The sequence below is a fragment of the Streptomyces sp. NRRL B-24572 genome (assembly GCF_002156145.1).
In the GTDB taxonomy this organism is placed as follows: domain Bacteria; phylum Actinomycetota; class Actinomycetes; order Streptomycetales; family Streptomycetaceae; genus Streptomyces; species Streptomyces vietnamensis.
In genome coordinates this window covers 1-329 of the sequence record NZ_MWIG01000939.1, presented here as the reverse complement: position 1 = coordinate 329, position 329 = coordinate 1, and the positions used below count along the sequence as shown (strand labels likewise).

Below are 329 nucleotides of genomic sequence, written 5' to 3'. Positions count from 1 at the left end.
CGGCCTCGCCGAGGGTGGCGAAGAGCCCTTCGGGATAGGCCTCGGCGGCCTCGTGCTCGTCCACCCGCGGAGAGAGTTCCTTGTCGGCGATCTCCCGGGTGAGGGCGATGAGGTCCGCTGCCTCGGGGGTGGGAAGCAGGCGGTCGACATCCATGGCGACTCCAGCGGCGCGCAAAGTGGTACTGGGGAAGGTACTGCAGTACCGGTTAGCGTAGCGCAGAAGGGTGCTGCCGTAACCCCCCGAAACAGCGGCCTGGAATACTGGCGGGGTGATCGAGACCTCCGCCGACGCCCCCAAGCTGACGGGCCGCGGAGCGGCGCGCCGCTCC

Annotated in this window: 1 pseudogene; it reads right to left on the bottom strand. The window is 69.6% G+C overall.

The features are described 5' to 3' along the window. Positions 1 to 154 (bottom strand): annotated as a pseudogene (locus CCN56_RS46040) (acyl-CoA dehydrogenase); the annotation flags it as partial. Positions 155 to 329 lie beyond the last annotated feature (175 nt).